The 25127-nt window shown below is 35.1% G+C and carries 17 protein-coding genes; 11 read left to right on the top strand and 6 right to left on the bottom strand.

From position 1 onward, the window contains the following. From ICJ85_RS08550 to ICJ85_RS08540, 3 genes are read right to left on the bottom strand one after another with little or no spacing between them, the layout of a single operon-like run. Positions 1–810, bottom strand: coding sequence for a hypothetical protein (locus tag ICJ85_RS08550; RefSeq protein ID WP_188223376.1), 810 nt, complete (start codon positions 808–810; stop codon positions 1–3). Continuing rightward, positions 810–1652: a glycosyltransferase family 2 protein gene (locus ICJ85_RS08545; RefSeq protein WP_194420834.1), complete on the bottom strand. Its 843-nt coding sequence runs from the start codon at positions 1650–1652 to the stop codon at positions 810–812. The genes ICJ85_RS08550 and ICJ85_RS08545 overlap by 1 nt, the downstream gene beginning before the upstream one ends. Beyond that, the gene (locus ICJ85_RS08540; RefSeq protein ID WP_188223375.1) at positions 1630–2454 is read right to left on the bottom strand and encodes a glycosyltransferase family 2 protein; all 825 of its coding nucleotides are present in this window, start codon (positions 2452–2454) and stop codon (positions 1630–1632) included. Before ICJ85_RS08540 ends, ICJ85_RS08545 begins: the two co-directional genes overlap by 23 nt. Positions 2455–2497: 43 nt before the next feature. On the opposite strand from ICJ85_RS08540, the gene ICJ85_RS08535 reads away from it, so the two are divergent. Next, positions 2498–3256 carry a glycosyltransferase family 2 protein gene (locus ICJ85_RS08535; RefSeq protein WP_188223374.1) on the top strand — a complete coding sequence of 253 codons (759 nt, stop codon included), beginning with the start codon at positions 2498–2500 and terminating at the stop codon, positions 3254–3256. Here ICJ85_RS08535 and ICJ85_RS08530 read toward each other — a convergent pair. After that, a complete protein-coding gene (locus ICJ85_RS08530; RefSeq protein ID WP_188223373.1) occupies positions 3253–4014 on the bottom strand; it encodes a lipopolysaccharide kinase InaA family protein in 762 nt (253 codons plus the stop codon). The two genes, ICJ85_RS08535 and ICJ85_RS08530, sit on opposite strands and share 4 nt — an antisense overlap. A gap of 9 nt (positions 4015–4023) precedes the next feature. Then, the gene (locus ICJ85_RS08525; protein WP_188223372.1) at positions 4024–4677 is read right to left on the bottom strand and encodes a DUF1919 domain-containing protein; all 654 of its coding nucleotides are present in this window, start codon (positions 4675–4677) and stop codon (positions 4024–4026) included. Positions 4678–4793: 116 nt separating this feature from the next. Between ICJ85_RS08525 and ICJ85_RS08520 the strand changes: the two genes are divergently transcribed. The 4 genes from ICJ85_RS08520 to ICJ85_RS08505 all read left to right on the top strand — a co-directional run bounded on the left by ICJ85_RS08520 (position 4794) and on the right by ICJ85_RS08505 (position 8438). Beyond that, positions 4794–5354, top strand: coding sequence for an L-threonylcarbamoyladenylate synthase (locus ICJ85_RS08520; RefSeq protein ID WP_188223371.1), 561 nt, complete (start codon positions 4794–4796; stop codon positions 5352–5354). Between the two features lie 69 nt (positions 5355–5423). Beyond that, positions 5424–6845, top strand: coding sequence for a CCA tRNA nucleotidyltransferase (locus ICJ85_RS08515; protein WP_188223370.1), 1422 nt, complete (start codon positions 5424–5426; stop codon positions 6843–6845). 20 nt (positions 6846–6865) lie between these two features. Then, positions 6866–7882 carry a COX15/CtaA family protein gene (locus ICJ85_RS08510; RefSeq protein WP_188223369.1) on the top strand — a complete coding sequence of 339 codons (1017 nt, stop codon included), beginning with the start codon at positions 6866–6868 and terminating at the stop codon, positions 7880–7882. A 37-nt stretch (positions 7883–7919) separates the two neighbouring features. Then, complete coding sequence (locus ICJ85_RS08505; RefSeq protein ID WP_188223368.1) at positions 7920–8438, top strand: IS1096 element passenger TnpR family protein; 519 nt, start codon at positions 7920–7922, stop codon at positions 8436–8438. Positions 8439–8453: 15 nt separating this feature from the next. Here ICJ85_RS08505 and ICJ85_RS08500 read toward each other — a convergent pair whose 3' ends face one another. Next, entirely contained in the window at positions 8454–9515 is a 1062-nt protein-coding gene (locus ICJ85_RS08500) for a hypothetical protein (RefSeq protein WP_188223367.1), read from the bottom strand. A 123-nt stretch (positions 9516–9638) separates the two neighbouring features. Between ICJ85_RS08500 and ICJ85_RS08495 the strand changes: the two genes are divergently transcribed. The 6 genes from ICJ85_RS08495 (at position 9639) to ICJ85_RS08470 (ending at position 25117) form a co-directional block, all read left to right on the top strand. Continuing rightward, positions 9639–10535: an ABC transporter ATP-binding protein gene (locus tag ICJ85_RS08495; protein ID WP_188223366.1), complete on the top strand. Its 897-nt coding sequence runs from the start codon at positions 9639–9641 to the stop codon at positions 10533–10535. A 19-nt stretch (positions 10536–10554) separates the two neighbouring features. Next, positions 10555–11379, top strand: a complete 825-nt coding sequence (locus ICJ85_RS08490) for an ABC transporter permease (RefSeq protein ID WP_188223365.1) — start codon at positions 10555–10557, stop codon at positions 11377–11379. A gap of 26 nt (positions 11380–11405) precedes the next feature. Next, a complete protein-coding gene (locus tag ICJ85_RS08485) occupies positions 11406–14132 on the top strand; it encodes a T9SS type B sorting domain-containing protein (protein ID WP_188223364.1) in 2727 nt (908 codons plus the stop codon). 117 nt (positions 14133–14249) lie between these two features. Continuing rightward, positions 14250–19118, top strand: coding sequence for a T9SS type B sorting domain-containing protein (locus ICJ85_RS08480; protein WP_188223363.1), 4869 nt, complete (start codon positions 14250–14252; stop codon positions 19116–19118). Positions 19119–19173: 55 nt separating this feature from the next. After that, complete coding sequence (locus ICJ85_RS08475; protein WP_188223362.1) at positions 19174–21498, top strand: T9SS type B sorting domain-containing protein; 2325 nt, start codon at positions 19174–19176, stop codon at positions 21496–21498. 34 nt (positions 21499–21532) lie between these two features. Then, positions 21533–25117 (top strand): T9SS type B sorting domain-containing protein, encoded by a 3585-nt coding sequence (locus tag ICJ85_RS08470; protein ID WP_188223361.1) that lies wholly within the window; start codon positions 21533–21535, stop codon positions 25115–25117. The last annotated feature ends 10 nt before the right edge of the window (positions 25118–25127 follow it).

The following is a 25127-nucleotide window of genomic DNA, read 5'->3' as shown; positions in this document are numbered from 1 at the left end:
CTATTTTAAGTTAAAATACGTCTCTAAGGCTTGCCATTGAGACTTGTTTTTATCTTCAGATACATTTTCTTTCTTTAAAGAAACTTTTTGAGTCCCCATAATAGGAATTGTATCCTTTACTGGGGACTCAACTTTTTTACAGCCTACCCCTTCTACTAAAGCTACAGCCTTAAACCACAAATCATCAGCTTTAGGCGCTAATTTCAGAAATAACTTATCATTTCTAATTAATTCTGAAAACTTATTAGCAGGATACAATATACCCTCCGAGCCAATAGGTAGCAATGATTTTTCATCTTCCTTACCGTCGCAGTTCCATTGTTTATATGGCAAAAGCGTTCCGTTATCATCGTATTTTATACAACGTACACGATGCACAACCACACAATCAGGGTATTTTTTATGTGTTTCAATAAGTGATCTTAACCAATTATTATCATAAATAACATCATCATCACAAGTAACAACAGGTAGATTTTCAAATAATTCCAGTGAATGAATTAGTTTTTTATGTGAACAATGAAGTTTCGTTAATCTAATTTGAAAAATGTCTCCTACAAGTTTTTTTAACGATTGAGGAATTTGTGACTGCATGTCTTCATTAATCCATAAAACAATATGACGCGGACGAACACTTTGCGATAAAACACTTCTAATAACCAAATGAACCTTAGATAAGCGATACGGAATCGTGGTTAAGGATACAACCACAGGAAACTCATTCCCTTGTATTGATTTTATTTTTTCTGCAGAAAGCAAACTTAATTTACAGGCCTCTATTAAAGACACTGGCATTTCTTTTAATTTCATTACGCCTCTTTTTTTATTCCGTAATTCGTCCAACTAAGTTTTTCGTCTTTCGTCGTTGCTCGAATGGCTAAATTTTTATTGATAGATTCCTGATTTTTATACCCTCTTGGATGGTCTAAATGCAAACAGATAGCACTGTATCGTATTTGTTTTGATTTTATACCTAAATTGAATAAACGCTCACCTAACTCTCGATCCTGACCACCATACTGCATACGTTCATCAAAACCATTAACCGCCAAAATATCAGACTTCCAACCTGAAGCATTATGTCCATTCCAACTAGCATTGGTTGGGGTTAATTTGTTCAGTAATTTTTCCTTTATTCCAGAAGCCGTTAACTTATTATTTTTAAATGATGATTTTAATCCTTGAGATTTTAACCATGATAACTTAAAGCAATCCTGAGACAGGATATCTTCTTTTGTTATAGCTTCAGAAATTGACATTGGCAACATAAAATACCCACCTGAAAGAAAATACCCTTTTTCTTTATTGTCGATATGTACCTGAACATAATCTTCTCTAGCAAGACAATCCCCATCGCTCATTAAAATATAATCGGCATTACATTTTACAATGGCTTTGTTTAATATTTGTGATTTTTGGAATCCATTATCCTCATGCCAGACATGTATAATTGGATAATGCACTTCCTTTTGCATTCGCTCGATTAAATCGAAGGTTGGTTGTTTCGAACCATCATCGGCAATAACAATTTCAAAATCTTTAAACCTTTGTGCTTCATAACTCCATAGCACTTTTTCTAACCATGCTTCAGAGTTGTAAGTACTAATGATTATTGAAATTTCAGGTTTACTATTTATATTTTTTGATTCCAAACTTAGTTATCTTGTATTTATTTGTTTTAGTCGCTTTACGAATCGCTTGATTAAGCTTTATTGCTTCGTCATTTTTGTAAGGTCTATCGTGATGCAAATGTACACAAATGGCACTATATCGTATTTGTTTAAATTTAATTCCACAATTCATTAAGCGTTCGCCAATCTCTCTGTCTTCCCCTCCATACTGCATGCGCTCATCAAAACCATTAACATTAAGCACATCCTGTTTCCATCCTGAAACATTCATCCCGTCGAAGGTCGCTTTCGTTGGGGTAAACGTATTTAAAATCCAGGCCTTCCGTCCAAAAGCTGTTAACTTATTCGCTTTAAATGTTTTTTTTAGCCCGTGTTCCAAAAGCCAATCTAAATGAAAACAATTCTGTTTTTCAATATCCTTCTTTGAAATTGCATTTGAAATCTGTTCCGGAAGTTTAAAATAGCCACCCGATAAAAACGTATTGGGCTTTCTTAATTTCAGATGAGTCTCAACAAAATCATTTCTCGGAACACAATCGCCATCAGTAAAAATAAGATAATCTGAAGATGTTTTTAATATAGCCTTATTAAGAATTTTAGTCTTCTGAAAACCATCATCTTCCTGCCAAACATGCGTAATTTTAAATTTTGATTCTTTAATAAAACGTTGAATAAGCTCCTTTGTAGCTTCACCAGAACCGTCATCGGCTATAATAACTTCAAAATCTTTTTCAGTTTGTATTTCATAGCCCCAAAGCACTTTTTCTAACCAATCGGGTTGGTTATAAGTACTTATGATTACTGATGCTTTTAGTATGTCCATTGCCGCAAAAATAACTATTTTTGACAAACCTTAAATAAAGAACATGATTAAACTATCTGGTGTCATAATAACCTTCAACGAAGAACGCAATATCGAAAAATGTTTACAATCTTTGGTTAATGTTGTTGATGAAATAGTTGTTGTAGATTCATTCTCTACAGATAGCACTAAAGCCATTTGCGAGAAATATAATGTGAAGTTTGTTGAACAAAAATTCTTAGGTTATATCGAGCAGAAAAACTTTGCACTCACCTGCGCCAGTAACGATTATATTGTATCTTTAGATGGTGATGAAGCCTTATCGGAGACGCTTCAAAAATCTATTGTAAAATTAAAAAACAACTGGACTTTAAACGGCTATTACAGCAACCGATTCAACAATTTTTGCGGCCAGTGGATTAAGTATTCTGACTGGTACCCTAACAAAAAACTACGTGTTTTTGACAGACGTAAAGCCAAATGGAAAGGAAAACACATTCACGAAACGATACAATTAACTGATTCTAAAAAAATTGGTTTTCTTAAAGGCGACATATTACATTACACTTACCAAACCTATTCTGAATTTAATCTAAAAACCGAACACTTCTCCAGTATTTCTGCTAAGGCTTATATGGATTTAGGTAAAAAATCTTCGATTTGGAAAATCCTGTTCAATCCAACCTGGGCCTTTTTTAAAGCCTACTTTTTACGCTTAGGATTCCTAGATGGTTTAAATGGGTTTGTTATTTGTGTGCAAACCGCTAACATTACGTTTTTAAAGTATACTAAACTTAGAGAATTAGAAAAACAACAGGTTTAGTTTTTCTTCCAGAATTTGTATTTTTTCTTTAGTTGTTTTTTACGCTGAAATCGGTCTTGAAAATCAGAAGTCTCTTTCCACATAAGGTTAAAGACCTTTTCATATTCGTAACCAGAAACTTTAGCGTATTCGTCACTCATGACTTCCACCATGGATTTATGAATGGTTAAACGTGAAAAGTTTTTAATTCGCGTTTCAAAATCTAAAGTACCAAAATTCATCCTATTAAGATCTACTAAATAGAATACGTATTGGTCTCCCTCTTTACGTATCAAAGTGTTTCCCGGAGAATGATCTAAAAAGTGAATGTCTTTTTCGTGTAAACTATAGGTAAATCTGGTAAAAGCTCTTAAAATAGTATCGTAATCAGGGTAATCGAATTGCTTGGTTAATTCTCTATAGGTTAAATCGCAATCCAGATGTTCACTAATGTAAAAACTACGTTTGAACAAAAAAGGACTAGCCTGTTCTAAATAAGCTATAGGTTTGGGTGTACCAACGCCTAATTCAATTAATCGATTAGCGTATTCAAAAGAACGCTGTGCTTTACTTTTCCGAAGAAATTTATAAGCTATTTGGTTAAAGATATTAGGAATTTTAAAAGCCTTAACATTTAAAACCTCTCCATGAAAGGGAAATATTTTAATCGTGTTTCTATCCTGATCCCCTATTTCACTTCCGTGGGAATCAAAATTTTCAACAATATCTAATATTTCCTTTTCCTGTGCTTTGTAAGCTTCTGCAAAAACTTTCTTCATTAGAACATTTTAGTTCAATAACCAATTATTTAAATTAAAATACAAAAAAGTAAGTTTAAACATTTTCTTTCCGTTTGGCACATATTTTTTGTTCTTTTTATGTGACTCTATAACTGTAATATGCTTTTTACCTTTTAATTCCTTATAGTCCTTAATACTAAACGACACCTTATTTTTAAAAGGCAGTTTATGAAATTCCAACAAATGTTCTTTAGTGGTGCGCTCTCTGTCACAAATTTTAAAATAATAATTATCTAAATTGGTTTCTTGTAACATGCGTTCTGTTCGTCGTTCCCACTTCTCTCTCGCTTCGTCTTCTGTTTCATAATGGGTAAAATGAACCTCAATATCATCAAGCTTTGCCAATGGATACGTTAATTCTCTATCCGGATAATTAGATGATGACACAAACTCCAACTTCTGATTCATATAATACTCAAAATTACTCAATAATTTCAAGTAACAAGGCCCATATAAAAACAAACCAACGAATGGCGAATTATAAGGTCTTTCATACCACTGGTATGCTGTACCTCCCCAACAATTATTAGAGACAATTACAAAGTTTTTATCCTTTAATAATTCAATATCTTTTTTATTAATAACATTCTTAAACTTTTCCCTAAACTTTCTTTTAATAAAAACAGAACTTTCTCTTATCATAATTACTTCTATATTAAATCAAGGTTTTAACCGCCTCTTTTTTAATACGGCGCAATATTACTAAACATTTAAAGAATGTGAAAAAGTAATATTAAATTTGCACCAAAAACAAAACGATGCAAGCCGAAATAAATAAAGCCTTAGAAGTTCTAAAAAACGGTGGTTTAATACTATATCCAACCGATACCGTTTGGGGAATTGGTTGCGATGCTACAAACCCTGAAGCCGTTAAAAAAGTTTACGAACTTAAAAAACGAGAAGACAGCAAAGCTCTAATTTGTCTTGTTGCCGACGACCGCATGCTTAAAAAGTACGTAAAACAGGTTCCTCTTGTTGCTTTAAATATTATCGAGGTTACCGATAAACCTACAACCATTATATACGACGATGCTCGCAATTTGGCCGACAACCTTATTGCTGATGATCAAACTATTGCCATTCGTATCCCCGACGACGAACTCTGTTATCAATTAACCCGAAGATTAAATGGCGCTATTGTTTCTACATCAGCTAATATTAGTGGAGAACCTACTCCAAAATCATATAAAGAAATAAGTCAAGAGGTTTTAAAAGGTGTAGACTATGTTGTAAATTTGCACCACGAAAAAAAATGCGACAAACCCTCATCAATTATTAAATTGAGTAACAATGGTGTCGTAAAAGTTATAAGACCTTAAAAATACATGTTTTCAGACTCCGGTTTTCAATTAAAAAATTTGAAAATTCCTGTTTGAAATTTGATGATTATGAATCGTAAGCAAGCTTTAGAGCACAACATATTTAAAGTAATTTCTCAATCTGCCAAAGAATTAAATCTCGATAGCTATGTTATAGGTGGCTTTGTTCGCGATTTTATTTTACAACGCGGTAACGCAAAAGACATTGATGTAGTTGCGGTTGGTGATGGTATTAAACTGGCAAAACAAGTTGCAAAAAACTTACCTAACAAACCAAAAGTACAGGTTTTTAAAACCTACGGCACAGCTATGTTACGTTATGACGATATTGAAATTGAATTTGTTGGCGCTCGAAAAGAATCTTATGACGAAAACAGTAGGAATCCTGCTGTAGAAAACGGCACCCTTGAAGACGACCAAAACCGTCGTGATTTTACCATAAACGCTTTAGCGCTTAATTTGAGTGAAGACGAATTTGGTAATCTTTTAGATCCGTTTGGTGGTATTGAAGATTTAGAAAACAAAATCATTCGCACCCCGTTAGATCCGGATATTACCTATAGTGACGATCCTTTGCGTATGATGCGTGCCATCCGATTTGCAACGCAACTAGGTTTTAGAATAGAAGATGAATCTTTAAAGGCAATTACCAGAAATAGTAAGCGCATTGAAATCATCACCAAAGAACGTATCGTTGTCGAACTGAATAAAATTCTTGAAAGCGACAAACCATCAACTGGCTTTCTACTCCTTGAAAAAACAGGCCTTTTACCTTATATCCTGCCTGAACTTATGGCTTTAAAAGGTATTGATGAAGTAGAAGGACAACGCCACAAAGACAATTTCTACCATACTCTAGAAGTAGTTGATAATATTGCCGAAAACACCGACAACCTTTGGTTACGCTGGGCGGCATTATTACACGATATAGGAAAAGCACCAACAAAAAAGTTTAGTAAGAAAGTCGGTTGGACATTTCACGGGCATGAATTCGAAGGTTCAAAAATGGTCTACCGCTTATTTAAAAGACTTAAAATGCCACTTAACGACAAAATGAAATTCGTTCAAAAAATGGTATTTATGAGTTCACGTCCTATTGTTTTAGCTCAGGATATCGTTACTGATTCTGCGGTACGCCGTTTAATTTTCGATGCTGGCGATTATGTTGAAGATTTAATGACGCTTTGTGAAGCCGATATCACAACCAAAAACCCTAAAAAGTTTAAAAAATACCATAACAACTTCAAAATTGTTAGACAAAAAATTGTTGAAGTTGAAGAGCGCGATCATGTTCGTAATTTCCAACCGCCAATTTCGGGTGAAGAAATTATGGAAACCTTCAATTTAAAACCTTCAAAAGAAATAGGAATTATTAAAGAAACCATTAAAGAAGCCATTTTAGAAGGAGACATTCCAAATGAATATGAAGCCGCTTACAATTTAATGCTTCAAAAAGGAGAGAAATTAGGTCTTGTTGCCGTAAACAAATAGACCTATCAGCATAAAAAGCTATGAAAACAAAAGACAATAAACGTGTAATTTACTGGTTACTTTCCGGTTGTTTACTAATTTTCATCATGGTTATTGTAGGTGGAATTACCCGATTAACCGATTCTGGTTTATCCATTTCCAACTACAAATTAATTACAGGTACTATTCCTCCAATTGGCGACCAGGAATGGCAAGAAGCTTTTGATTTATACAAGCAATATCCAGAATACCAGAAGTTAAACAACCATTTTACTATTGAAGATTTTAAATCGATTTACTTTTGGGAGTGGCTACACCGGGTTATTGGTCGTACCATTGGCTTAGTTTTTATTCTTCCGTTCATCTACTTTTTAATAAGAAAACAACTCACAAAGGCTACCATAAAAAAATGTCTTGTCTTATTAGGTCTGGGGGCATTCCAGGGCTTTTTAGGTTGGTATATGGTAAAAAGTGGTTTAATCGATATGCCCGATGTAAGTCACTTTAGACTGGCTGCACATTTAATTACAGCTTTCATAACATTTGCAGCAACCCTTTGGGTCGCATTAGACTTAATTTACCCAAATAGAAAGCCAATAAACAAACCTATGCGAAACATAATTGTTATAGGTTATTTAGTGCTAATTATTCAAATTATTTATGGAGCGTTTGTTGCTGGGTTAAAAGCTGGTTTATTACATAACCATTGGCCTTTAATGAACGAAGGGCAATTTATCCACTTTAGTGCTTACGTATTAGAACCCTTCTATAAAAACCTGATAGAAAACCCAAGTGGTATCCAGTTTGTTCATAGAACTATTGCTTATCTGGTTGTGTTTTGCATTGGTCTCATTTGGTGGAAATCTAAAAAATTCAACCTAACAGAATTACAAAGAAAAGGCGTTAACAGTTTAATTATTTTGGTTTTGGTGCAATTTGTTTTAGGGGTGTTTACAATACTATTACAAGTACCGCTATGGTTAGGAATCGCCCATCAAATAGGGGCATTTTTCTTATTAAGCGCCATGACATTTACCTTGCATAGGTTCACAAAATAATTGAAAAAAACATACCTTTGCACTTTAATTTTTTACAATGATTTACAGATTTAGAGTTATACTTGATAACGATCTTGAAGAGGATGTGTTTCGTGATTTAGAAATTCGTGAAGACGACACCCTTGAAGATTTACATAACACCATTACACAATCTTTTGGATTTGATGGTAATGAAATGGCTTCATTCTATTTAAGTGATAATGAATGGAACCAAGGTGAAGAAATTTCGTTATTCGATTTAAGCGACGACAATTCGGCTCGCTTGATGAACGAAACCTCTATTAACGATGCTGTAGATCAATCACGTACTAAACTTATTTATGTTTACGACTTTTTAAGTATGTGGACATTTTACGTGGAATTAGCTGAAATTGCTGAAGAAAACGAAAGTGTAGACTATCCTAACCTTATGTTTGTGCACGGACAAATTCCTGATACAGCTCCAGAGAAAAACTTTGAAGCTGAAAAAGAATATGATGATTTTAATGACGAATTCGAAGACGGCTTTGATTTCGATGACTACGACGGTTTAGACTTCGACGAAAACTGGAACTAAAAAATAATCCCAAAGTTATTTAAACTTTAAAGGATTCACATTTTCATAATTATGGGTTAAATATTCTAGAGACTTCTTTAGAATATTTCCCATAGATTTACACTTTTTAAAACCGACATCTAAAGTATAATCGTATATTTTAGACTTCAATAATTTGATGTTTTCTTCTTTAGAAATCACATCATCTTCCATACATTCTAAGAGCGTTCCTATACGATTATGATAACTTTTTAAACGTTTCACCAATATAGAACGTTCTTCTATTTTATACTGATCTATTGATAACTTCTGAAAGGTCTCAGATACCAATTCTACCATTTTTAAATTCTCTTTAAAAAACTGCGGACGGTAAATATTAAACTTTCCTTCATACGATTGCTGATCGAAATCTATCGCTCTAATTTTATACACTACATGATCAAAATCATGAGTTGGAACAATCACATAATTGTAGGAGCGCATATCTCCTAAAAGCCTAATCATACAGCGTTCATTAAACTTAACAAACTCCTTTGCAATTTGTGACTTTTCAGATTTATCACATTTCGGTAAGAACTTTTTAATAAACTCATCACCTGGAATACCCGCAATGTGCTCTTCAATTAATGTGTCTCTGTACACCAAAAAATTTAAATTGTACGGAGACAACATATGTTCTAACTCTAAACCATAAATACGGGAAGCATCTGCTCGTTTTATGTAGAAATACGTAAAATTATCATTTAAAATATTTCGTACTTTAATTCTGAAAGGTTTAGAATTTCCAAACGTACAATAGTCGATTGCATCAACACTTAAAAACGGAAAGGTGTTTTCATTTCCATCGGAATGCAATATGGTATATACCTTTTTTAAAGCATATTCAATCTCCTCACGCTCATAATCGTTATAATAAACACGAATCCAAAGGGTATCGTTATCTTCTTTATCATAAACTACAATAGACCCTTGAAAGCGCAATAAATCATCATAAAATATCGGTAATTTTATGTTTCTGTTGTATTCGGCTAAATAAGCATCAAGCTTTTCAGTTATAGGGTAAGATGGTTTCTTTTTTGAAATAATTAAATCGTTCATATGCATTTTGTTCCTTCAAATCGAGGTCATAATTTACTTATTTTATTTTAAACCTGTAACAAAATATAAGCTATATCGTCATACTTTTAACTAACCTGTGCCTCGGCATAAAAACTAAAACATTTGGAACCAATACTTAGCATTAATAATCTCACCAAAAATTTCGGTCATTTAACCGCTGTAAAAGACCTCTCATTTACTATAAACAAAGGCAATGTATACGGAATTCTAGGTCCAAACGGCAGTGGAAAATCCACAACTTTAGGTATTGTTTTAAACGTCGTAAATAAAACCAGTGGCGATTTTAAATGGTTTGATGGTAACACAACAACTCATGATGCCTTAAAAAAAGTTGGTGCTATTATAGAGCGTCCTAACTTTTACCCTTATATGACAGCAACCCAAAACCTAAAACTGGTTTGTAAAATAAAAGGTGTTGACCAAAGCAAAATAGATGAGAAGCTGGAAATTGTTGGTCTGTTAGACCGGAAGGATAGTAAGTTTAGTAACTATTCACTAGGTATGAAACAACGATTAGCAATTGCTTCTGCCCTCCTGAACGATCCGGAAATTTTAATTCTTGACGAGCCTACCAATGGTTTAGATCCTCAGGGTATTCATCAAATACGTGAAATTATTAAGCAAATTGCCGAAAAAGGGACAACTATTCTACTCGCCTCTCATTTATTAGACGAGGTTGAAAAGGTATGTTCTCATGTGGTGGTTTTAAGAAAGGGTGTGAAGTTATATTCCGGTCGTGTTGATGAAATGATTTCCAGTCATGGTTTCTTTGAGTTAAAAGCCAATAATCAAGAAGCATTAATTTCACTTTTAGAAAACCATAAATCGGTTTCAAGGATTAAAGTGAAAGACCATTTAGTCACAGCATTTTTAAATGAATCAATAGATAGCGGTACGTTTAACCAATACCTTTTTAATAATGGTATTGTGCTTACCCATTTAGTGCAACGTAAAGAAAGCCTGGAAGAGCAATTTTTACAATTAACAGACAAAAACTAACCGCTAAAAACCTACAAGCATGCTTCGATTATTACATCTAGAATTACAAAAATTATTATTGAATCGTACCAGTAAGGTATTAATATTTATATCCTTCATCCTACCTTTTTTTGTTATCCTTTTATCTTCGTTAAAAATTAACGTTTTTGGCTTTTTCACGTTAGAACTCGGTGAATTAGGCATTTTCAACTTCCCTGTTATCTGGCATTTAACTACATTTTTTGCATCGCAGTTTAAGTTCTTTTTTGCTATTGTGGTGGTAAGTATGATTGGTAACGAATACAGTAACAAAACCATAAAACAAAACCTGATAGACGGATTAAGTAAAAAGGAATTTATCCTGTCTAAATTTTACGCTATAATATTCTTTTCTCTGGCTTCAACAGTATTAATCGGATTAATTTCTTTATGTATTGGATTATACTATTCCAGTTATAACGAGTTTAATATTATAATCAGAGAAACTAGTTTTTTACTAGCCTATTTAGTCAAGCTTATTGGTTTCTTTAGTTTGTGTTTATTTTTCGGGATGCTAGCTAAACGCTCGGCATTCGCTTTAGCCTTTTTATTTATTCTTTTTATTTTAGAGTGGTTAGGGTTTGGCCTACTGACGTGGCAATTCAATATGGATGTTGCAGAAAGCATTCAAAACTTTTTCCCTTTAAAATCAATGTATAAATTAATCGACCAACCGTTTCAACGTATTGCTATGACAAAGTTTCCTGATAAAGGCGAACTTATGTACGACTACGCCGTACATTGGTATGAAATCGCCATAGTTTTAGGTTGGACAGCACTTTTCATCTTTTTATCGTACAGACTGTTAAAAAAACGTGATTTATAACAATCTTTTAATAGATTTGTTATCATATGATAAAGAAAATAGCCACTCTATTAATATGTTTAAATGGCCTTTTGGGGTTTAGCCAAAGTGAAGCTTCTAACTGGTTTTTTGGTGATAATGCTGGCATTCGTTTTAATCCGGATGGTACCATTACCGAACAAACCAATAGCAAATTAAGTACTACCGAAGGTTGTGCTACCATTTCTGATGCCAACGGCAATCTTTTATTTTATACCGATGGTGTAAGCGTTTGGAACAAAAACCATAACCGTATGCCTAATGGTTTTGGGCTTTACGGTGACTCCTCAAGCACACAATCAGCCATAGTCGTGCCACAACCCGAAAACCCGAATATCTATTATATTTTTACTGTAGACACCTCTGTTGGCAGAAATGATCCCGACTACGGATTTAATTACTCTATTGTAGATATGAGTTTAGAATTAGGTTTAGGTAATGTAACCACCAAAAATTCAAGATTGCTATCTAACTGTTCAGAAAAGGTTACTGCTGTTGTTAAAGATTGTGTTAGTCAATCGATATGGGTCATTACTTTTGCACCAGATAGAACTGAGTTTATTGACACCTATTATGCTTATGAAGTCAGTACGAATGGCTTAAATACAACTCCTGTAAAATCGGCCTTTGCCACCAATATTGAAGATAAACGAGGCTATTTAAAATTATCTCCAGAAGGGACAAAACTGGTCTCTGCTAATGGTAGATACGGACTTTTCATCTATGATTTTGATAAAACCACGGGAGTTGTAAGCAATGAAACACGAATTGGTATTAGTTTTTCTAAAAACGGACAAAAGCCACAGGTTTCTTATGGTGTTGAGTTTTCTCCTAATAGTGAATTACTTTATATAACCTCTTATTATGAAACTACCGAAGAAGAAGGATTTAATCCTATTTACCAATATGGAGCGCTTTTACAATACGATGTAACTGCACCAAACATCAGTTCAAGCGAGGTTGTTTTAGACCACCGACAAACCTATAGAGGTGCCCTACAATTAGGACCGAATGGTAAAATTTACCGTTCTATGAATCGTAGCTATAACCAAGGGCTGCCTTACCTATCAGTAATCAATTCACCGAATAACAAAGGGGTTGCTAGTAATTATACGCACAATGCCCTTCAATTAAGTAGAAATGGACGCCAAGGTTTACCGCCTTTTATCACTTCGTTCTTTTCACAAAAAATTGATATTATTGGTTATACAGATACCTTTTCTACTGAACTTGAATTATGCGAAGGGGGCACCTATACCTTACAAGCACCGGAAATTCCTGGAGCTACTTACATCTGGTCGTATAATGGGCAAGAAATAACACATACCGATTATTTTTTAGAAGTAAATAAAGGAGGTGTTTACAGTGTTTTTATTGACCCAAATACTGGGGAATGCGACAAAACCTTAGAAGGTGTTGCTAATGTTATTTATAATGATAATCCAGTAGGATTCGATTACACCTTAACCCAATGTGATGAAGATGGCATACAAGGTGGTTTTACCAGATTTAATTTAACGGAAGCTTCAGCGTATTTAACCGGAAACAATCCAGACCTGGATGTTGAATTTTACAAAGATGCTTCACTTACAGATTCTATCGATGTCCCTGAAAGTTATAATTTCAACGCAGATGTACCAGAACCGGTATATGGAAAAGTCTATAATAAAGTCACGAACTGCTTTGATACCTCAACACTAACATTACAAGTTAGCACAACCCAAATCCCTGATTTTTCAGCTACACCGTTATGCGATGAACTGAATTCTGAAGACGGTCTCAATACATTTTATCTGGATGATATTTCAACGGAATTACGATCTACCAATAATATTTCAACATCCAGTATCAAGTATTACAAAACCTATGCTGACGCCCTTTTGGAACAAAACCCACTAGGTTCAAGTTTCGAAAACACAACACCTTACAACCAAACCATTTACTCCAGAATAGAAAACGACAACAGCTGCTTTGGCATCAATAAAATCTTCCTTTCGGTTAATAAAATACCAAAAGTTGAACCTGAAGACCACAAACTTTACTGCTTAAACACTTACCCGGAAACCATTACTATTAATGCTGGTATGCTTAACGATAACCCTGACAATTACACCTACACTTGGTCAAACGGAGCAACAACCCACGACATAGCTATTAATCAACCAGGAATTTATACAGTAACCATTTCAAATTCGGCTAATTGTAGTAAGGAAAGAACGGTAACTGTAGAAGCTTCGAATATTGCTACGATTGATAATATTAACGTTAAAGATGCCTCAAACAATAATAGCATAACAACAGTTGTATCTGGCGAAGGGCTTTACGAATTTGCTCTTTACAATGAAAATAATATACTTGTAACCGACTATCAGGAAAGTAATGTTTTTAATAACGTTCGTCCGGGAATTTATCAGGTTTATATCAGAGATATTAAAAACAACTGTGGTATGGTTTACCAAAGCGTATCGGTTATCGGCTTCCCGAAAGTATTTACCCCAAACAACGACGGATTTAATGACACCTGGCAGGTTTATGGAACCTCAGATATGTTTCAACCAAATTCAAAAATTCAGATTTTTGATAGATATGGCAAACTATTAAAGGAATTAACTCCTCTAAATGCTGGCTGGGACGGAAATTTTAATGGCAAGCAGCTACCAAATGACGACTACTGGTTTTTTGTAACGCTACAGGATGGTAGAATTTTCAAAGATCATTTTACCCTAAAACGCTAATATTTAACCTAATAATAACGCATTTCGTCGCATTTTCTTTGCGTTTCATCTGAATTTTAGCTACTTTTCACACGTTTAAAACCACGTTTTAATTAACCTATACCCAAACCATCTCAAGTGACTAAAAGCCTTAATACCTGCCTGAGTTTTATCCTATTTATTTTTGGATACCATTTTGTTTTTTCCCAACAGATTACGGTAGACAATTCTATCACTGTTACAGACCTTATTGAAAACAACTTAGCCAGTAATTGTGTAGAAATTTCAAATGTAACAACATCCATAAACGGTAGTATAAATGGTTTTTCCAGCTTTGGTAGTTTTCAAAGCGGCAGCACAAATTTTCCATTGAGCCAAGGTATTATTCTATCTACGGGAAATGCATCTTCAGCGGGAAACTCTATTATTTCTGATGATTTGAGTGAAGGCGATTTAAATTGGGGAACCGACCCTGATATAGAAGCCGCTTTAGGAACAAGTAACACAGTGAATGCTACAGTAATTGAGTTTGATTTTGTTGCCCTCTCAGATATCATTCAATTCAATTACATTTTCGCATCTGAAGAATACTATGCTAATTACCCTTGTAATTCATCGGATGGTTTTGCGTTTTTAATTCGAGAAGCCGGCAGCACAGATCCTTATCAGAATATAGCTGTTGTACCCGGAACAAACACTCCTGTTACTGTTAACAATATTCACAGTGAAATTTTAGGTATTTGTGATGCTTCTAATGAAAATTACTTTGCTGGTTATAATCTTGCAAACACCAATTTCAATGGAAGCACGACGGTTTTAACGGCAGTTAGCAATGTCACTCCCAATGTACAATACCATGTAAAACTTATTGTTGCCGACCAGGCTGGCGATCCAGGTTACGATTCTGCGGTATTTATAGAATCTACTACATTTAATGACCTAGACCTTGGTGATGATATTAATACCTGCTCAAGTAGTGTTACCCTTAACGGTGAAATACAAAATCCGTTAGCTACTTATGCCTGGTATAGAAACGATGTTCTTTTATCAGGAGAAACAAATCCCATTTTAACAACCTCTACAAGTGGCTTATATCGAGTTGAAGTTACTATAAGTGGTGTTAGTTGTGTTATCACCGACGAAGTTAATGTTACTATTGACACCGAATTAACTACCAATCCCATTTCGCCTTATGCATTATGTGATACCAACGGAGATAATCAAGAAACTTTTAATTTATCAACTAAAAACAATGATGTTGTAAATGCTATTCCGGCGCTTCCTGCTAATTACACCATCGCCTATTATACTTCTGATGCCGATGCCCGAAATAACCCTGGTAACAATATCACTTCAATTACAACAGGATCGACAACCATTTATGTTCGAGTTGAGGACACTGATGCTGGTTGTTTGTTTTTTGGCACTATAGATCTAATTGTTAACGCTTTACCCAACGTAACCCAACCTACTGTTTGGGATATCTGTGATAACGACAACGTACCTAACGGCCAAACTGAAATAGATTTAAGAGAACAAGACGACATTATTACTAACGGACAAACAAACCTATCTGTGAGTTACCACTTTTCGCAGGATGGAGCAATTAATGACTATGATGTTGTTGTTAATCCTTACACCAACACAAACCCTAATGAAACCCTATATGTTCGAGTTGAAGACACACAAACAGGCTGTACAAATACATCGGTTATATTAACACTAAATGTAACTAATGGTAATACACAAATTGTAAGAGACCGCCAGTATCTTGATGCCTGCGATCCAGATCATGATGGCTTTGATACTTTCGATTTAACACAAGTTATTAGTCGTATTTTAAATGGTGAAAACGGATTCAACAGTCCAACATACCACACCTCTCAGGAAGATGCCGAATCCGGTAGCAACCCCATTGCAGATCCTACAAATTTTCAAAATACTATTGCTAACGAACAGACTATTTTTATTCGTTTAGAAGACAGTTCAACGGGATGTTATGCCATTATTCCTTTAGAAATTCACAGCAACTTATTACTTACAGGAACAGATACTAATGAGTTCGCCTTATGTGATGAAGCCGGCAGTAACGGGGTTATTGGTTTCGATTTGTACACGGTTGAAGGCTACATTATAGGTGAAATTCCAACCATATATTTCCCTATTGAAGTTTCCTTTTACGAAACACAAACCGATTTAGATAACGATAATGCTATTGATAAAGATGAGCTTTACGATGTTAGCGCTACGCAACCTTCAACTCTATTAATTAAAATCGTAAATACCGATACTGGTTGTACCGAAGAAGAAGATATTATTTTACGCGTCAACCCTATTTTATTATTTACAACTCCCGACCCCTTACCTTACTGTGATACCGATAATGATGGACAGGCGGATGTATATTTAAATGAATTTGATGCCCAGATTCTTAATGGTAATACCGATTTTAGTGTTACTTACTTTGCCACTGAAAATGATGCTATACAAAATTTACCAGCAAACCAATTGCCTACTCCCTATTTTGTAGATCAGCAAACCACAGTTTGGGCACGCATTACCAATAACACTACAGGATGCCACACCGAAAACCCTTTCGATATTGCAATATCGGTTGCTCCTGAAACAACTCAACCCAATGATATTATTATTTGCGATAACGATCAAGATGGATTTTCCATTGTGAATTTAGATGATACCATCGATGAATTAGTTGCGAACCCTAGTGGTTTAAACATTAGTTTTCACACATCACTTGCCAATGCCGAAGCAAACATAGCACCTATAACGAATTCTTCTACTTACGATGCCAATTCACAGCGTATATATGCTCGTGTTACCGATGCATCTGCTACAACGGCCTGCCCTTCTATTCAGTCATTCTATATTATCATTAACACCCTTCCAGTAGTCCCCACCATTTCAACCTATCAAATTTGTGTTCCACAAGGTACTACTGCGGCTGAATTTATATTTTCGAATAAAGATGCTGAAATTTTAAATGGCCAAACCGGTAAAGAAGTATTTTATTTTGAAGATAGCAGTTTCACAACCTTAATAAACAAAAACTCCTCTTATAATAGCTCGGGATCGCAAACCATTTATGTGCGTGTTGAAAATATTTCAGATCCGAGTTGTAACGCTACTGGTTCATTTGATTTAGCCGTCGATACCTTACCTGTTTACAATGAAAACTTTAACGATTTCCCTCCGGTATGCCAAAGTATTGCCAACGATTACACTTTCAATTTTGAAGAAAAACGTCAGGAGATCGCTCAAGGGAGCACCGATAATTTAAACATTCAATTTTTCTTAGATGAAAATGATGCCATAAACAATACAGGAACACCGTTGCCTGACCAGTTCACCTATACCTTTAACGCTCAAAACCGACAAGGCCAATTTTATGCGCGTATCGAAAATGCAGGAAATGCCTGTGCCTTAGTTGAAGTTGTAAGATATATTACCTTTCCAACACCACATATTTTATCGGCAACTATAGCCCCTGTTTGTGATACAGATTACGACGGCACAACAACCATAGACCTAACAACAACGGTTTACGATATTGAAAATGTAAGATTCAGTGATGTCGCCATTACATACTTTGAAGACGAAGATTTGATTAATGAAATCCCTTCTTCTACCATAAATGCGTACCCAATAACGACCAGCAAAACCATTTATGTTAAAGCTGAAATTGAAGCGACTACGTGTTATGATTATATCGCTATGGATTTACAAGTCAATTTACCTCCTGCCGTAAATACCATTGCCCCGATTCCTTTTTGTGATAACGCCAGCAATAGTTACGACTTATCTCAGGTGGATAATTTGCTCGTCGATAATACTAATAATATTACGATTACCTACCATGATTCCCAATTAGATGCTGAAAATGGTACGTCTGCCCTTAGTACAAATTACACATATACTAATAACAATCCTACTATCTACGCAAGAGTAGCAAATAGCTCTACTGGGTGTTTTGTAACTCAAGCTTTTGAACTACAAATCAACCCAAATCCTATTGCTAACGCGCCACAGGATTTTGAGGATTGTGACGATGATTTTGATGGTTTTTTAGAATTCAATTTAACGAATAACAACACTACTATTTTAGGCAATCAAAATGCTGCCGAATATACAATTACCTATCACAACGATATTAACAATGCTATGGATGGAATAAGTCCTTTAGGTGACTTACACGCCGCTGTTGATGGTGAAATTGTATATGCACGAATTGAAAATAATGCAACCGAATGTTACGACGTCACCCAGTTTACTATTTATGTAAATCCATTACCAATCATCCCAATTGAAGATGTCCTGCCACTTTGCCTTGACGATCTACCGCAAACCGTGAGTGCCGAAACCGGAAATGCAGGAGACACTTATCTTTGGGATACAGGAGAAACAACCCCTGAAATTGAATTAGACATTGCCGATATTGGAGCACATTGGGTAGAAGTCACAACCCCTAATGGCTGTTCGCTTAGAAAGGATTTTAACCTTATTGAATCTGAAATAGCCGATATCAACTTCACGACTAAAGTTGATTTTGCCGACCCAAACAGTATCACCGTAGATGTAAGCGGTATTGGTAATTATGTTTATATTTTAGATAACGGCGAGCCTCAAACATCAAACGTATTTAACAATATTACCTTCGGGCTTCATCAGGTTACTATTAGAGATTTAAATGGCTGTGAAGATGTTATTACCGAGGTATTTGTGTTTGATATTCCTAAATTCTTCACCCCGAATAACGACGGCACTTTCGATACCTGGCACGTTATAGGTATCAACCAGCTTCCAGGGACTTTGGTTTATATTTATGATCGCTATGGGAAACTATTAAAAACCTTAACACATAATTCTATAGGTTGGGATGGCACTTTTAACGGACACCCAATGCCTTCAAACGACTATTGGTTTGTTGCCAAAATCATTCAAAATGGCACCCCTTTTGAAGTGAAAGGACATTTCGCATTAAAACGTTAAAAGTCCAATAGGTTTCTAATGAAGTTTTTATCTTTACAGGTATAGTTCATTCATAATGAAGCACCTCGTAATTATAAGCTTTCTTTTAATTTATAAACTTGGTTTTACGCAAAATGTTCAGGTAGACAGTCAATCTTATACCGCGCAGCAACTTATTGAAGATATTCTAATAGGCAGTAACTGCATTTCTAATGTTGTAGTAACCAATGTTAGTGGAGGAAACTTTAACGGCACCGACCAAAGCTATGGTTATTTTGACGCTTCAGGAACCTCCTTTCCGTTTCAAAGTGGTGTGGTTTTAAGTACCGGTAAACTCTCAAATGTTCCTGGTCCCAACACTACATTAAGTGATGATGATGCCAATAACTGGAATGGCGACAATGATCTGGAAAATATTTTAAACGAAAATAACACCACCAATGCAACTATCATAGAATTCGAATTCACTTCTATAGCTTCACAAATTAGTTTTCGCTACCTTTTTGCTTCCGAAGAATATCAGGAAAATAATGCGAACACCTGTCAATATTCCGATTTGTTTGGCTTTTTAATTCGAAATGTAAATGACGTGCAATGCGATAATATTGCACTTATCCCTAATACGCAAACCCCCGTAAAAGTAACTACTGTCCATCCCGAAATTCCAAATGGATGTGCTGCTCAAAACGAAGCTTATTTTGGGAGTTGGAATAATACCTCTGCTCCTATTAATTTTAACGGCCAAACAACTGTGTTGACTGCCACCGCTAACACGGTTCCTAATGAAACTTATCATGTTAAACTGGTAATTGCAGACGAACAAAATTACCGATATGATTCGGCTGTGTTTTTAGAAGCTGGAAGTTTTATCCTCAATACCGATTTAGGAGAACATCGTCTTATTGCAACCAACAATCCACTTTGTAAAAATGAAACAATCACTTTTGACGCCAGTGCTTCCAATGGTAATTCCTATAAATGGTTTAAAGATAATATCGCTCTTATTAATGAAACAAATAGTACCTATACGGCTACCGAAACAGGCACCTATAACGTAGAAATTGATTTAGGTAATAATTGTACATCTTATGGAGAAATTACAATTGAATATATTGAAAACCCAATAGTTTCAAACACGACATTAATTGCCTGCGACGAAAATCAGGATGGATTAACAACTTATAATCTTTTTGACGCAGAACAAACGATTACCAATAGCGATAACACATTACAAATAACTAATTTCTACAGAATACCATCTGATGCAGAGAATCAACTGAATGAAATATCAAACCCTTCAACATTTGAAAACACCATACCACAACAAATTGTTTACGCTCGCGTTGAAAACCAAAGTCAATGTTTTTCTATAGCTGAAATCACTTTAGATATATCAATCAATAACATGGCAATTGCTCCTTTTGAAACCTGCGATGATAACACTCCTGACGGATTCACACTCTTCAATCTCGACGATTTAAGAAATCGCATTGAACCTAATGTTCCTGTGAATTCTGTAATAACTTTTTATAAAACCACAGATGATTTATTTTCTGAAACCAATGCACTGCCTGATGCCTATGAAAATGTTGATGCATATACTGAAACCATTTGGGTTAAAATAGAAAATGGAATCGACTGTTATGCAGTTGCTTCTGTTGATCTTGTCGTATTGGAATCACCACAATTTTCATCCATAAAAAATATTGGTTATTGTTTAAATAGCTATCCAGAAACCATAACCATTGATTCTGGACTTTTAAATGCGTCAAATAACAATCCAACCTATCAATGGTATTTAAACAACAGTATAATTCCAGAAAACTCCTCTTCTATTAATATTAATGAAACCGGAACTTATACCGTAACCGTTACATTTAACAATGGCTGTTCAGAAAGTAACACTATAGAAGTTGTGCCTTCAAATGTAGCGACAATTGAAAATATAGATATTCTTCAAGCATCAGAAAACAGTACTATAACCATTAATGTTTCTGGAGAAGGGATTTATGAATTTGCTATAGATAATTCAATATTTCAAGACAGTAATACTTTCAGCAATGTATCAGCCGGTATTCATACCGTTTTTGTGAATGACCTTAACGGATGTGGAATGGTACAACAGCAGATTTCGGTTTTGGGTTTTCCTAAATATTTTACACCAAATGGTGATGGCATCAACGACTTCTGGAAACCTTATGGCGTAACTTCTGAATTTTACAGCGATATAGACATTAAAATATTTAACCGCTACGGCAAACTCATTAAACAAATAAAGCCGTCACAATCTGGCTGGAATGGAACACTTCAGGGACAACCTTTACCCAACGACGACTACTGGTATCGGGTAGTTTTAAAAGACGGCTCAAAATATACCGGACACTTTTCTTTAAAGCGTTAAAAATCAATTCTAAATATTTATATATTTGTTAGTTATGACAAAAACGCAAACTAACAAATCTAAATACATAACCCTTTTTACCATTTGCTTTTTAGGCCTTGTTTTAAAGGGGGGGGCTCAAACCTGCTCATTAGGGAATCCCGTTTTTACAGAAAACTTTGGGTCTGGAACTGCACGACTGGGTCCCTCTTTAAATCAAGACCCGAATGCAGATGTACATCCCGATTTCAGACCGGCGCAATTATACAACTATGTTGGCGGAAACGGTACAGTTGGTTATGACCAATATGGATTAATGAAAAACCCATACGATGCTGCCCCCGGTGGAGCTGGATGGAATAATAGTTTTACAGACCACACAGGAAACACAAACGGTTATCTTTATTATTGCGATGCGGGAACAGATTTAAACGTGTTTTATGCTCAAAAAATAGATGGCCTTTGTAATGATATTGAATACGAACTATCGGCCTGGTTCGCAAAATCTAACGAACCTGGTTACTTTATAGATCCCAACATTAAGTTAATTGTTGGTTTTACTGACGCTAATGATATCCCTTTAGGAAATATAATTGACACCGACACTGGTTCCATCACAGGAGTAGGTGCCAACCGCTGGCATCAAAAAACACTGGTTTTTACAGTTCCTTCTGGTACAGAAAACATTTATTTTATGCTTAAAAATAATGTATCCGGACAAGCAGGTAACGATTTAGTTATAGATGATATTGAAGTACGCCCGTGTGGACCTCAAATTGAAATTAACGATGCAACAAATAGTATAGTTAACAATGAAGCATATTGCCTGAGTGGAACAACAGATACGACTGTAAATTTATCTGCTGACATACCAAGCAATTTTGTTATGATCTGGCAGGAATCAACTTCAGCTGGCATTTGGACAGATATACCTAATGAAACCAACCCGACATTAAACTATACTATTCCTGCAAATTCAAATAGCTTTCATCATTTTAGGCTAAAGTTTGCGCATAATGCCAATAATCTTATAAATAGTAGTTGTAATTTCTTTACCGACCCTGTAAATTATTACTTTACCGATGCTAATGTGGCACCAAATTTACAGTTATGCGATAACGATAATAATGGCAACACCACTTTTGACTTAACCCAACAAATCAACAACATAAATAGTTCTGCAGGTGTCAGTATTACCTATTATGAAAGTTTAGCGGAAGCTCAAAACGGAACATCCTTTATTTTAAACCCGGCCAACTATAATAGTAGTAATAAAACCATTTACGCCAGAGTAGAAAACATCTTTAACCCCGATTGCTATGCCATTTCTAATTTTAATTTAGAAGTCTATAATACAGCCTTTCCTTTAGATGCTGCAAACATCTACCCTATTGAAGAATGCGATGACACTTCCGTAGGAACAGATACAGATGGCTTTAAAATTATAGATATCACCCAAAGAACAACCGAAATTCTCAATGGTCAATCAGATTCTGAATTTACGCTTACTTACTTTACAAATGCCTTGTATGTGGACGAAATACTTAATCCCACAACATTTACTAATACGGTCTCCGGAGGACAAACTATTTATGTTAGAATGACCAATAACAATTTTACTAATTGTTATTCAGACACTAGTTTTCAAATTGAAATCTTCAAATTACCGGAAGTTAACACTCCTGGTCTTTACGCACAATGTGACGATGTTTCGAATGATGGCTTGGCACTTTTCAATTTTACCCTGAATGATATTAAAGAAGAAATAAATCCTAATTATATAACTGAGAGCTTAACATTTACGTACTATAATAATCAAAATGAAGCCGAAAATAAAGGTTCAAATATAACTTCACCTGAAAGCTACACAAACCAACTTGCTTTCACTAACGAAACCATTTGGATTCGTGTTGAAAACCCTAATGGCTGTTACCGGGTAGTTTCGTTAGAATTACAAGTCAACCCTTCTGGCAGTGCTCTGGATGCTTATAACCCTGTAGCTTTACATCAATGTGATGATGGTTTAGATGAAAGAGACGGGATTTCAACTTTCGACTTGAGTAATATTAAAAATTATATTGCAAACAACTTATTTTCGTCTATTCCTGCTACGGTACATCTTTACGAAAATCAAACCGATGCGGAATTAGAAATCAATGAAATTATAAATGTCGACACCCATCAAAATACCAATTCACCCAACAGCCAAAATATATGGGTGCGCATAAAAAGTAGCTTGGCTAATGATTGTTTAGGATTAAAAGAATTTCAAAATCTGCTAATTGTGGAAAGCCTTCCAATCGCAAATTCTGTTTCTCTTAATCCTGAATGTGATTACGATACGACTGACACTATTTTAAACTTTCCTTTTGACACATCACAAATTGAAGCTACTGTTTTAGGAAACCAAAACCCGGCTAATGTTACTGTTTCCTATTTTGACGAACAAGGAAATACTTTACCAAGTCCGTTACCTAATCCGTTTTTAACCGAAAACCAAACCATTACCATTCGAGTTACCAATAACATTACACAAGATCCTGACGGGGCTTGTTTTGATGAAACGACACTTAAATTTATTATTCACGAGCAACCTATTGCAAATGCTGTTGCCTTACAAGCATTTTGTGATGATGGTATTGATGGCACAGATATAAATGATGGCCTCCATAATTTTGACACATCTACTTTTTCAAATGTGATTTTAGGCAATCAAGCCAATATGGACATCTATTTTTCCTATATCGATAGCAATGGTACTGCAATAATCAACGCAACCACACTACCTAATCCATTAATTTCAGGAACACAAACGATAACTGTAGATGTTATTAATCCTCTAAATACAAATTGTGTGGCTTCAACTAATATCGAATTAATTGTCAATCCCATACCTGAATTCACCATAAATGAAGAAGAAATTGTCTGTACATCCGATCCTTCTTTTACTGTAACCTTAACACCAATACAAGCCAATCCTTCAGAAATATTCGACTATTCCTGGACATTTGAGAACGGTACCGAAATTTCAAACAACACAACTTTAGATGTATCCACTCCAGGAAACTATTCGGTAACATTAACTAACCCTATAACACTTTGTTCTTCTACTAAAACAGTTTCTGTTAAAGCTTCAGAATTAGCAAGCATAACCCAAGACGACATTACCATCGTAGACATATCGGACAATAATAGTGTCACTATAAATAACCCTGAAAGTTTAGGTTCTGGAACCTATCAATTTGCTTTAGAATCTAAAGATGGGGCTGTCACTTTTTCTTATCAGGACAGTCCGGTATTTAACAATGTGAGAGCCGGCGATTACACCCTGTTTGTAAAAGATGATATTTGTGGAACCGCAGAAATTGATGTGTTTGTTATTGGCTACAGAAAATTCTTTACACCAAACGGAGATGGTCAAAATGATTTATGGAAAATTCAGGGCATAAATGATTCTCAGGCTTCAAGCTTGGTATACATCTACAACCGCTACGGAAAATTAATCAAACAACTAAATCCGCTGGGGAATGGCTGGGATGGCACTTTAAATGGTGAACTATTAGCAACCGATGACTATTGGTTTACGGTTCAGCTAACCGATGGCAGATCGTTTACCGGGCACTTTACTTTAAAGCGATAAGAGTTATAAT

This window comes from Aestuariibaculum marinum, from assembly GCF_014596975.1.
GTDB lineage: Bacteria > Bacteroidota > Bacteroidia > Flavobacteriales > Flavobacteriaceae > Aestuariibaculum > Aestuariibaculum marinum.
This window is presented reverse-complemented; position numbering and strand designations above follow the sequence as displayed.

Coding starts and splice junctions, on each gene's coding strand:
- ICJ85_RS08490 (WP_188223365.1), top strand. CDS start 10,555: ATGCTTCGATTATTACATCTAGAATTACAAAAATTATTATTGAATCGT.
- ICJ85_RS08520 (WP_188223371.1), top strand. CDS start 4,794: ATGCAAGCCGAAATAAATAAAGCCTTAGAAGTTCTAAAAAACGGTGGT.
- ICJ85_RS08535 (WP_188223374.1), top strand. CDS start 2,498: ATGATTAAACTATCTGGTGTCATAATAACCTTCAACGAAGAACGCAAT.
- ICJ85_RS08530 (WP_188223373.1), bottom strand. CDS start 4,014: ATGAAGAAAGTTTTTGCAGAAGCTTACAAAGCACAGGAAAAGGAAATA.
- ICJ85_RS08505 (WP_188223368.1), top strand. CDS start 7,920: ATGATTTACAGATTTAGAGTTATACTTGATAACGATCTTGAAGAGGAT.
- ICJ85_RS08470 (WP_188223361.1), top strand. CDS start 21,533: ATGACAAAAACGCAAACTAACAAATCTAAATACATAACCCTTTTTACC.
- ICJ85_RS08510 (WP_188223369.1), top strand. CDS start 6,866: ATGAAAACAAAAGACAATAAACGTGTAATTTACTGGTTACTTTCCGGT.
- ICJ85_RS08550 (WP_188223376.1), bottom strand. CDS start 810: ATGAAATTAAAAGAAATGCCAGTGTCTTTAATAGAGGCCTGTAAATTA.
- ICJ85_RS08475 (WP_188223362.1), top strand. CDS start 19,174: ATGAAGCACCTCGTAATTATAAGCTTTCTTTTAATTTATAAACTTGGT.
- ICJ85_RS08515 (WP_188223370.1), top strand. CDS start 5,424: ATGAATCGTAAGCAAGCTTTAGAGCACAACATATTTAAAGTAATTTCT.
- ICJ85_RS08485 (WP_188223364.1), top strand. CDS start 11,406: ATGATAAAGAAAATAGCCACTCTATTAATATGTTTAAATGGCCTTTTG.
- ICJ85_RS08540 (WP_188223375.1), bottom strand. CDS start 2,454: ATGGACATACTAAAAGCATCAGTAATCATAAGTACTTATAACCAACCC.
- ICJ85_RS08525 (WP_188223372.1), bottom strand. CDS start 4,677: ATGATAAGAGAAAGTTCTGTTTTTATTAAAAGAAAGTTTAGGGAAAAG.
- ICJ85_RS08500 (WP_188223367.1), bottom strand. CDS start 9,515: ATGAACGATTTAATTATTTCAAAAAAGAAACCATCTTACCCTATAACT.